Raw genomic sequence first — 11,059 nt, forward strand, 5'->3', positions numbered from 1 at the left:
CACGCTATCACGGAAGCAGCAGAACACCTGGAAAAAATGGGGAAAGTTATTATACCAACCACCAAAGTAAGCAACATGTTTACCCTATATATTGCTCCACCTTGGACAATAAATCATCCATCTCAAAAGGCTTTTCCAAAAAAGCATCTGCGCCGGCCTGCAATGCTGATGCCTCTACATCCTTGCTTGCAGAAATCATAATAATAGGTATTTTTTTTGTAGGCTCATTGCCCTTCAGATAGGCGCATACATCTCTTCCATCAACACCCGACATCCAGGTATCCAGCAGCAATAGATCAGGCAAATCATCCCCTAACCTGAGCAAGTTTGCGCCATTCAGCGTACTGCTGACTTCATACCCATCGTACTCCAGCATAATTGATAAACAATCCAATATACCCGGATCGTCATCTGCTATCATTACTCTTTTTGATCTGTGCATCATTATCTGTTTACAATTGTAATGTTAGTTTTCATTTACCAGCGGCAAGGCAAAGCAAAAGGTTGAACCCTTCCCTTCTACACTGTTCACCCATATTCGGCCACCCTCTCTTTTTATAATTTCTGAAGATATATATAAGCCCAGCCCAAGACCGGGGAAAGTATATTGCAAATCCCCGCTTACCCGGTAAAACTGTTCAAATACCTTATCCAGTTTATCGCGTGGTATGCCTATTCCATAATCTTCCACACACAAGGTTACTTCATTGTTTTCTATCGCTGTGGTAATCACAATATGTTCGGCACCCGGTGAGTATTTTACAGCGTTCGTAATTAAATTGGTGATTACCTGGCCTATGCGTTCCCTGTCACCAAAAACAATACCTGTTTTATTCATGTGTAAGATAAAAGTATGCTTGTCGGTTATCCGCTGCAGGTCTTCAACCAAATCATTTACCATGGGGTTAAATTCAAATTCGCGGTCGTTAAACTGGAGCCTGCCTGAATTGATTTTCGTCACGTCCAGCAGGTCGGCGATAAGACTTGTCAGGCTTTTTAACTGGCTATCCATCCGGCTTACCATCGATGCTTCCCTGGCAAGGCCATGATGTTGCAGCATTTTTTCCAGTATCTGTGCGTACCCTTTTATAGTTGTTACGGGTGTCTTTAGTTCATGGCTGGCGATGCCGATAAAATCATCCTTTTGCTGTTGCAGCATTTTTTGCTCAGTAATGTCCATACACGAACCGATATAACCGGCAAACTTTCCATCATTATCATAGTGTGGCTGCCCGTTTGCAAGGCACCAGTGTATTTTGCCATCCGCATGGGTTATTCTGAACTCCACTTCATAGTTTCGTTTCTCCAATACATCATTCATAAATTTATCGGCAACTCTTATCCTGTCTTCATCAACAATTTTCTGTAACCATCCGGAACCAAGATTAGCTTCATATAATGTTCCCGTCCAGTTGACCCATGTTTGGTTAACGTAAGTAATATGGCCGTTTTCGTCAGACATCCACAATGCAGCCGGAGATGCGGTAGTAATATTACGCAGCATCTGTTCACTATCTGCCAATGCTGCTTTGGCTGCAAGCTCAGGCCGCATATCCCGCATCACAGCACCAATTGATATAGGTGCTCCGGTAACCGGATCATCTATCCGGAAACAATTGTTATATACCGGAAAATTTTCCCCTGTTTGCAGATGGCGTACAATCATCACACCCGACCATCTGCCGGTGTTCATTACGGAAGGAATTACCTCCTGTTGTACCTGTAACAAATGCTCCGGAGAATGCAGTTCACTAACAGGCCTGTGCAATACTTCAGTTTCATCTTTAAAACCCAGTAATTTTCTTCCTGCTTCATTGATATAAGAATTGTAGCCGTCCATTTTCAATATAGACATCAGGTCTACACTGTTTTCTACCAGCGAAATTAGTTTGCGCTGTTCGTCAGCAGATTTTTTTTCTTTTGTTATGTCCAGTGCTATACCTGATATACTCAGTGGTTTCCCGTCATCATCATAAATTACTTTACCCTCCGCCCTAACCCAGTGCATACTGCTATCCTTATGAATGATACGGCATTCATAAAACAACCTGCCGGTTACGAGTGCATCTTTTAATGCCTGCCGGCGGATAGGCTCGTCATCCGGGTGAAATAGTTCAAGATAATTATTTCTTGGCAAGGCTTCTGCAAAACCGAAGATGCGGGCAAATTGGGTTGAGGTAAAGGCTTCGTTCGTCAAAAGATCCAGGTCAAATGTACCCAGGCCCACGGCGTTCACTGCAATGCGGTTTCGCAGTTCAACTTCTTCAATTTTATTTTTCGCATTTACCAGTTCAGTCACTTCCGTTGCCACCACAATTACACCGGTGATGGTTTCATCAGACTCCCTGAACGGTTCGTAAACAAAATTCACGTACACAGTTTCCAATTTGCCATTACGTAGCATTGGTATACCAAGCTCCTCTCCCCTATATGGTATACCTGTGAGGCGTACATTATCCAGCAGTACTTCAAACCCACGGCCTTTTGCATCTGGCAGCACGTCGAATATTTTTTTACCCAACAATGCTGCTTCCGTTTTTCCATATAACTTGCAGAGGGGCGGATTGATAAGATCTGCTATATAATCAGGACCTTTAAAAATCCCGATACCTACCGGCGCCTGCATAAAAATAGATTGCAGTTGCTGTTGCTGTTTTTTTGTTAAGTCGATGGCCGCCTGCTCACGTTCCTGTGCTTTGTACAGCTCCGTGACATTGGACGGGGAATGAATTAAATAAAGTACTTCACTGCTTTCATTCAATACTGGTGTGTTGCTTGTGGTCCAGTAGCGTTCCTCAAACTCATTGCTTCCGGGTATGGGGATATCATACCGGTAATTATACATGGTATGGGTAACTTTTGTTTTGATGGCCTGCTCAAAGGAGAAAATAACACGTTCAATATTTTTTGACACCATATCACCCGGGTTTGCCGGAAACACACCAAACACCGGCTGCCCAATAATATCCTCCCGCCGGGTATGGGTAGCGAAGAGATAAGCATTGTTTACATCCAGCATGGTGTAATGCGGCGCATCTGTACCTACTATTAACATAGGCGCAATGCTATTATAAAACACGTCTTTATAACCGTGACTGGGAAATTTAAGATCCATTATTCAGCAACTGGTTTTAGTCTTACTATTGATTTTATGATCATTTTTCTCTGCATGTTTTTTGCTGCAAACCGGGTTTAATAACATGCGAATTTAACGAACTGCTGGTTTTAAAAAATGAATTGAACAATTAATAAGGACAATGATTTGAATAGCTCAGCCCTGATAGCTAAGTTATGTACTTGTCATCAACAATTGTTCCCAAAAAATAATCAATTTCGTCCGGCGGCGAACTTGAAATAAACATGGAGATGCTGTAAAAGGACAGTAATGTGTATGAGTATTTCTAATTAATAGTTGCTCTAAGCGTGCTGTTGTCAGCTTTTATCGCGTTGCTGGTTTCTGTATACTTTATCTCTCTGTTACAGGATGCGAATCCAACAATACAGCACAAAAGGGAAACCTGGAGCGAACTGCGCTTGAAGATGTTTATGTAACTTTTATTTTATTGGTAACACACTATTCGTTTCCCGGTTTTATTCAGCAGCAGGCTACATTGTTGGTGCTGTTTACCTAACAAGGCGCTGTTGTTGTTAGTGCCGTTCTTCATTTATTTAGTCCTGTTGCCATTTTATAGGCCAATGCAGCGTCGGGTATTGGTGACAGAGAATCTAACAGCATATTATAAGTTCCTTTCCCTGATAGTTCGTCAGCAACCTTTTTAATTAATGCCAGCGTAGCTTTCATCAAACCCGAACCGAGGCTTACACGTGCAACACCTAGATGCTGCAGTTCACTAACGGATAGGGGTACCCCTGCTCCAATTGTAGGGTTTGAAAGAATATTAATCGGGGCATTAATTTCTTTAACCAATGTTGAAATTGTTTCTTTTTCCCAAACAGGCTGAACAAATATGCAGTCAGCACCTGCTTCCCGGTATTTATTGCCACGCCTGATTGATTCAGTTAATTTTTCCCGAGAAGAGCCTGGGGAAACATAGAATGCATCCGTCCTTGCATTAATTACCAAATGAAAACCCAGAGAATCTGCCAATTCACGAATGGCAGAAATTCTTTCACAAAATTCAAGCTCGTCAATTAAAACCGGATTCAAATTTAAACTGTCTTCAATGTTTATACCCACTATTCCTGTTGCAATTATTTTTGCCACCGAATCAATGATTCCGTCTAAATTATTTCCATATCCGGCTTCTATATCCACAGTTACCGGAACTTGTACTCCCTGCACAATTCTTTTAATAACCTCAATCATTTCAGGCAATTGTATTACCTCACAGTCGGGATATCCTAAAGAGGCTGCTATACCCATACTTGTTGTTGCGATTGCTTTATAGCCGCATGCTTCTATTAACTTAGAACTTCCGGTATCCCACGAATTTAACAGAACCAGCATTTCTTTGTCCTGGTGAAATTTTAAGAACAGCTCAGCTTTTTCTTTTTGAATACTTGAAACCATCATACGATGTTTTATTGATGTTTGATATAACTACAATTGAATACTCAATGAATTAACGCCAACGGGTGTTTGTGAAAAAACAGCACTGCTAAACAAATATGCTTCCGTCCCGGCAAATCCTTCTTCAACAAAAACCTTAATTCCCTGGCCGGTGTGATTCTATTCAATGAAACTCCCTGCCCACGTGATCTGTTGTACTCACCGACTTTGTAGTCAATCAGAATACTTGGCCGAACAGCTTAGTTATTTAAACCCAACTTTTTACCATTAGTAAAGTTTACTGCCTTCTTTCATTGTACAAATTGCGATGATCCTTGTATTTATAGGCGCCGCCTTTCAATCTTATCTGTAAGATAATTCATTTTTGCCGCAGGCCTGTGGGGAGAACATTTTTTATAACAACCGCGGCGGTAATAACACCCTCCCGATGTAACAGATGATGTATGGCAGCTTTGATGTTAGATTACCCTGTTAACTTGTTTAATAAAATTGACTCACAAGATTAAACCAAAAGGTATGCCTGCGTACAAAGCAATTTTTACAGATGCTGTTCTATCATCGCTACCCCATTCAAAGCCGCTGCTTTTTTAATACGAAGCGACATTTCTACCATAGCTGGGTCTGTCTTTTACCAGGTAATTTACTAAACCGGTATTATATAACCTCATGTATTCCATGCAGAAAAGCGTTTCTTCATTTAGGCTCACACTTTATTGTCGCAGCCATTCAAGCATCTTTAAAAAACCTTCCGGCTTTTGAGAAAATTGTTGATGCATAGCTTCTGATGGAGCATCCTCTTTTACCAACCCAGTATCAAAATACGTTTTAGAAATGTCGATACCCACAAATTTTTTAATAACCTGCTCAGGCGTTTACCATTTAAAATGTGAGTGAATCAACCTGAATTTTGAACAAATCAAGACCTTGTAATGGGACTGCAATCCTTATTTTCTATTTGACTCCTGTTCCAAAAAAACAGCATAAGATTAGAACGTTGCATACGCCCCAGGACCCCATCCCTGGATAATTCGCTTATGCTGGAAAGTTGTTTCATAAAGTTACCTTTTCCACATTTTTATGTGAATTGTAAAAGAGAAAAGAATCAAAAAAGAAAAGTAATAATAAAGGAAAGTTTTACATTCAACTGCCGTTAAACAGCTATTGACTACGGGAGATATTGCCGCTCTTTGGCCAAATAATAATAGCCAGCACCACGACCCAAAGCATGAAAACACCCAGCATGATGATTTCATAAACACCTACCCATGGTGTTGGCCGGTTTGCATTAACATCCCTGGCACTCATCCCGGTTAAAATGCCAAACGTAAAGAGGCTTAGGATGGTAGCTATCGTATAAAGCCTGAACCAAATCCCCAGTGCCGATGCTGCAAATCCCATGGATACCATCATAAACAGATTGGAAACCGTTCCCATTACAAGGTGCATCGTATCGCTGATGTTTCCTCCGCCGGCTGCCAGCACCTCACGCCGGTGCATGGGTACAAATACCCAGGCGATACCAATGATTCCATATAGAGCTAACAAATTTCCTGCAATACGCAACCGATGGTTTTCATATGCTGATTTCCGGACGCCCCATCCGAAGGCAGCTATCAGCAAAGTATATATGATACCAAGCGGAACCCATAATGATCTTGTCGGGGCGCCGATGGCGGATAGCTCACTGATCGTTTGATTGACGGAACTGTATCCCTGATATTGCATGGGCACAAAGATGAGCATGGCCACATACAGCAGGGAAGAAAGAATGCCGCAACAAAGCAACAGTTTTGTTATTTTCTTTTGTATGTATGTTTGTGACCCGGCTGACTGCATAAAGACTTGTGAAACTGGCATAGCAATAAAATTGATTGATACATATTGATTAATTCCTAAACTGGACCTGCACATTTTTTTAATTAAAGAGGCCACTTACTTCAACTCCCTGATTCGTAATCCCATTACCCAATTGATAAGCCCTTTCCAGGTAGCTTTGCAAGGTTTTTCATCAGCCATATTTACAGCATTGAAATATAGCCGATGCACAGTTTTAATACCTTCCAATGCAACAATCCTGTCCAAAATCTTTTTTTAGGATTAAGAATCTGTTCTTTCACTACCTTCCCAACAACGTCTTCTGCATATTCATCCGGGAGCCAGTTCGCGTAGTCTTTCATTTCTAACACAGCACTAAATACTATTCCATAGAGGTCTAACTATTCAGGAAGTCAGAATTTCTTACCCTGTTTACATATTATGTTTTTTCAATTTTTCATATTCTTTTTCGGCAGTGTTACCAAACCTGTACACATCAAAATAATGAGCAATAATACCAATGCCCCAACCGGCTGTTGGCCAGATTGGCCAGGGATAGGCATTAACACCGCCTGTAAATAACCAGATTAGCCAAAACATACCATTTGTGACAATATATGTGACCAGATGCTTTTTAAAATCTGCTCTTGCTTTGGCTTGTTGCCATAGTTGTTCATCTTTTTCTTCTTTCATAGCTGACAATTTTTAATTTTTGTATTAACAACAAAACTTCATTTTAAAATATTATTCTATCCCCTCCGGATGCCTGTCATCAAATCATTTTTTATCTTTTACTGCATTAGCCGGCTACAATTGTTTAACACATCGCATAACTAAATAACAATAGTGTAATTGCATACATCTTAAATAGCAAATGCAGTCCGCTATAAATTGCAAACACAGGTTTTCCAGCTGCCAGAAATATTGTTTTCTGTTCATCGGAAGTAGCTGCCGAATATTCAAAACAACTTTCTGTTCAGTTATGCCACTACTATCACGTTTGTTTACGATCATTGGTTCAATTCCATAACTTATAGTCGCGGTATTCATAATCAAAATTATTTCCCTTGAGTAATTCATGTCTAAGTAACTTCATGTCATCTGCATTTTCAATGAGCGCTGTCAATCCTTAACTTGATATCCGTCATTCCTGTCAGCGGTACATTCAGCCAGATTTGTTATCATACAAAATATCATGAAAGTTATTAATCAACACAACAGTGTTTAATAATATTAAAAGTTTTTCAGTGCCTCCTTATTCGTGCATATTTTGGCTCAGTGAGATTTCCCAAAATGCTTTGAAACCCGCCCCCTGAAAGGTACTCCCCGGAAAAAATATCTACTGACAAATGGACCGGACAATTTCTACCGCAGTATAGTCAGCCGTTCCTCAGGATGAATTTAAGACTGACAACACGTGTATGAGAGAAGATATAAAGCAGGTAAAAAAGCCGTTAAAAAAAAGAATATTGCACCTTTAAGCCAGCTTCCTTTCGCGGCTAAAATTGATGCTCCCTGCGGTAAAGGAGATACTTCCTTTTGCTACAGGCGAGTGACGTTCCACCTCGTGGTGGAAACGTTTACACCCAACCAAGCAAGTATATAAATCTACAGCACACCCACCCCGTGGTAGACTTGTCAGCTGATTGAGAACAGCTGAAATTAATTTAGAATTTATTTGACTAGCACTATGCTATCATCAACCTGATCTGTCAAATTTGGAATTCATATTAGTTTACAACTTACACATACTATACTTAACCCCAAAATGCTATCCTATTTAAAATGAGCATAATCAAACAGTCGCTGAAAAAAATCCAATATTGGTTCACAGGTAACAACTATTAAATGCTAAACAGACTTTAATACTCTTCATACCAGTTAAACTTATCCTGAACAATTTTTGTTTTTTCCTTTTTCAGATAAGTTAACAGGGATGCAGAAACTGGCGATAGCTTTTTTCCCTTTAACCAAATCAGGCTCCAGACTGTTTTAATTGGCATTCCTTTGATAGGGATGATATGCAAATCATGATTGTGTAATTCATTCTTAATGCCAATCAAAGGCATAATTGAATAACCTAATCCAGCCAAAACGGCCTGCTTTACCGCTTCGTTAGAAGTGAGCTCCATTTTTTTCAAAGCTGGTATATTGTGTTGTTGAATAAATTTTTCCATTGTTTGCCTGGTACCAGATCCCTTCTCTCTAAAAATTAAAGGCAGGTCTTTAAATATTTCTTTTGTACTTACTGATTTCTTAACCTTCAATTCGCTGTTACCTACCAGGTATAACTTATTTTGAAGTAAATCCAGTTTTTCAAAGTTAAGTGTAGTGGGTAAAATAGAAACAAGTGCAAAATCAACCTCATTATTTTCTAAACTTTCCAAAACAGTGTTTTTATTTGTCACATCCATCATCAACTCTATTCCATCATGTTGTTTAATAAAATCAGAAAGGAAGTAGGGCATTACATACTTACCTGTGGATACAACTGAAATTTTTAACCTTCCTGTTAACTGCCCTTTAAAAGCTAAAGTTTTATAGTTGATGGCATATACCTGGTTAATAATATTTTCAACAGCCTCTGCAATTTCTTTTCCGAAGTCTGTTATATAAATCTTTCTTCCTACTACCTCCGTTAACGGGATTTCAAACTGAGACTGGAAATTTCTGAGCTGAATGGAAACGGCAGGTTGTGTGAGGTGTAGTTCCTCTGAAGCTTTGGTAACACTTTGGGTCTTTACAATTTTAAGGAATATCTGAAGTTGGTTTAGTGTATAGTTCATAAATAAACGTTATGGATAACATTATAAAGATAAATAAATAATTATGCACTATAGTTATCAAATTTGCGGTATCCGAATAAAGCCAAAGTTGGCTTTAAAATAAATTAACGGCAACTAAATTAACAACAAAAGCGAAAAAAAGTGGAAAATAAAATGATCATCTGTACATCTTTCATCGTTGCAGCGCTGTGGTCTTTGAGCGCCGGAGGGGTACAGCTATGCTACGAAATCCAAAATCAAATTATTCACCATAGCGTTATTTAACCTGATGATATCAAATAATACAGTTTTAATCGGCACTTCTTTAAAGAAATTTTATCAAATCCTCCGGCTGGATAAAGTGGATATTTCTTCCATATACGCTTTTGCTATCATGGCGGGTGTGGTACAGCTATCACTGCCTCTTGGTATACAGACCATCATCAGTTTTGTGATGGCAGGCTCGGTTTCTACGTCGATAGTGGTATTGATTATAATGGTTGTTTTCGGCACTTTTTTAAATGGTTTGTTGCAGGTAAGGCAGCTTGAAATTATTGAAAAATTAAAACAAAAAATATTCCTGAGATATGGTCTGGAATTTAGTGACAGGCTGCCAAAACTGGATAATGAGAAATTAGATAATTATTATTTACCCGAATTAGTGAACCGCTTTTTCGATACCGTTTCTTTACAAAAAGGGTTAGAGAAATTATTACTGGATTTACCTGCTGCCATCATCCAGATCCTGCTGGGATTAATGTTGTTATCTTTCTATCATCCTGTTTTTATTGGCTTTGGAATCATGTTAATTTTCATTATCATGCTGATACTTTATTTTACCTCTCCCCAGGGTTTGGCACTGGCATTACAATCGAGCGATTATAAGTACAAGGTGGCCGCCTGGCTGCAGGAAACTGCCCGTGTGGTAAAATCTTTTAAATATTCAAAAAGCGACCTGCACATTACCAAGACGGATGAATTTATTGGTGGCCACTTAGCAGCCCGTACGAATTATTTTAAAATTTTGCTCATACAGTTTTGGAGCCTTATCAGCTTCAAGATAATCGTAACTGCTGCAATGCTGATTGTGGGTTCCATATTGCTGGTAAATCAGCAAATAAATGTCGGGCAGTTCATTGCTGCTGATATCGTAATTATTGCTATCATAGGTTCAGTTGAAAAAGTGATTATCAGCCTGGATAAAGTATATGATGCGCTGGTATCAATAGAAAAACTGGGTAAGGTTGCGGAAGCTGATACTGAAACAGGCGGAGAGCTGCAATTAGAGCATACTCAGAAAGGTGTTGCTATTCAATTTATGAATACAAGCTTTACTTATCCTGATGGAAAAAACATATTGAACAATATTAATTTTAGTATTAAGGCAGGTCAGCTTGTTCATGTAAGAGGTGTATCCGGTTCGGGAAAATCTACCTTATTGCGGTTATTAACGGGTGCCTATAAAAATTTCGGTGGTAATATACTGATAGATGGTCAGTCTATTAGCAATTATAATCTACAAAGCATTCGTAACGCCACGGGGATACTTGTTAACAGCCAGGACATTTTTACGGGTAGCCTGTTGGAAAATATCACCATGGGTAACCCAGGCGTTAGTATTAATGATGTAGAAGATTATATTGAAAAATTTGGTTTAATCGAATTTGTACAATCCAGTAAGCAAGGGATGTACGTGTTACTCGACCCCGTTGGAAAAAGACTCTCAAAGCAAGTGAGACAGAAAATATTACTCATCAGGGCGATGCTTGGCGGGCACAGGCTATTGCTGCTGGAAGAGCCCTTTGAATATTTGGATAAACCAACTTCCGCTATACTATTAAATTGGTTGAAAAATCAAAAAAACACCACGATACTGATAGCATCTGATGATGAAAATTTAACACAAGAATGTGACAGCGTATTAAATCTTTAAGATCTAAGTAACCGC

The 11,059-nt window shown here is 39.3% G+C and carries 8 protein-coding genes; 1 reads left to right on the forward strand and 7 read right to left on the reverse strand.

The features are described from left to right. Positions 1-79: 79 nt before the first annotated feature. From QWZ08_RS06865 to QWZ08_RS06895, 7 genes are all read right to left on the reverse strand, one after another. Positions 80-445 (reverse strand): response regulator, encoded by a 366-nt coding sequence (locus tag QWZ08_RS06865; RefSeq protein ID WP_290336537.1) that lies wholly within the window; start codon positions 443-445, stop codon positions 80-82. Between the two features lie 21 nt (positions 446-466). Further along, on the reverse strand, positions 467-3,115 hold the full coding sequence (locus QWZ08_RS06870; RefSeq protein WP_290336538.1) for a PAS domain S-box protein: 2,649 nt from the start codon (positions 3,113-3,115) through the stop codon (positions 467-469). A gap of 546 nt (positions 3,116-3,661) precedes the next feature. Further along, positions 3,662-4,534, reverse strand: coding sequence for an isocitrate lyase/PEP mutase family protein (locus QWZ08_RS06875; RefSeq protein WP_290336539.1), 873 nt, complete (start codon positions 4,532-4,534; stop codon positions 3,662-3,664). A 1,155-nt stretch (positions 4,535-5,689) separates the two neighbouring features. Next, positions 5,690-6,388 (reverse strand): DUF998 domain-containing protein, encoded by a 699-nt coding sequence (locus QWZ08_RS06880; protein ID WP_290336540.1) that lies wholly within the window; start codon positions 6,386-6,388, stop codon positions 5,690-5,692. A gap of 161 nt (positions 6,389-6,549) precedes the next feature. Then, positions 6,550-6,708, reverse strand: coding sequence for a hypothetical protein (locus QWZ08_RS06885; RefSeq protein WP_290336541.1), 159 nt, complete (start codon positions 6,706-6,708; stop codon positions 6,550-6,552). A 70-nt stretch (positions 6,709-6,778) separates the two neighbouring features. Next, positions 6,779-7,039, reverse strand: a complete 261-nt coding sequence (locus QWZ08_RS06890; protein ID WP_290336542.1) for a 2TM domain-containing protein — start codon at positions 7,037-7,039, stop codon at positions 6,779-6,781. Between the two features lie 1,169 nt (positions 7,040-8,208). After that, on the reverse strand, positions 8,209-9,132 hold the full coding sequence (locus QWZ08_RS06895; protein ID WP_290336543.1) for a LysR family transcriptional regulator: 924 nt from the start codon (positions 9,130-9,132) through the stop codon (positions 8,209-8,211). A gap of 268 nt (positions 9,133-9,400) precedes the next feature. Between QWZ08_RS06895 and QWZ08_RS06900 the strand changes: the two genes are divergently transcribed. Beyond that, positions 9,401-11,044, forward strand: coding sequence for a peptidase domain-containing ABC transporter (locus tag QWZ08_RS06900; protein ID WP_290336545.1), 1,644 nt, complete (start codon positions 9,401-9,403; stop codon positions 11,042-11,044). Positions 11,045-11,059 lie beyond the last annotated feature (15 nt).

Source organism: Ferruginibacter paludis (assembly GCF_030409685.1).
In the GTDB taxonomy this organism is placed as follows: Bacteria; Bacteroidota; Bacteroidia; order Chitinophagales; family Chitinophagaceae; genus Ferruginibacter; species Ferruginibacter paludis.

Coding starts and splice junctions, on each gene's coding strand:
- QWZ08_RS06865 (WP_290336537.1), bottom strand. CDS start 445: ATGATGCACAGATCAAAAAGAGTAATGATAGCAGATGACGATCCGGGT.
- QWZ08_RS06870 (WP_290336538.1), bottom strand. CDS start 3,115: ATGGATCTTAAATTTCCCAGTCACGGTTATAAAGACGTGTTTTATAAT.
- QWZ08_RS06875 (WP_290336539.1), bottom strand. CDS start 4,534: ATGATGGTTTCAAGTATTCAAAAAGAAAAAGCTGAGCTGTTCTTAAAA.
- QWZ08_RS06880 (WP_290336540.1), bottom strand. CDS start 6,388: ATGCCAGTTTCACAAGTCTTTATGCAGTCAGCCGGGTCACAAACATAC.
- QWZ08_RS06885 (WP_290336541.1), bottom strand. CDS start 6,708: ATGAAAGACTACGCGAACTGGCTCCCGGATGAATATGCAGAAGACGTT.
- QWZ08_RS06890 (WP_290336542.1), bottom strand. CDS start 7,039: ATGAAAGAAGAAAAAGATGAACAACTATGGCAACAAGCCAAAGCAAGA.
- QWZ08_RS06895 (WP_290336543.1), bottom strand. CDS start 9,132: ATGAACTATACACTAAACCAACTTCAGATATTCCTTAAAATTGTAAAG.
- QWZ08_RS06900 (WP_290336545.1), top strand. CDS start 9,401: ATGATATCAAATAATACAGTTTTAATCGGCACTTCTTTAAAGAAATTT.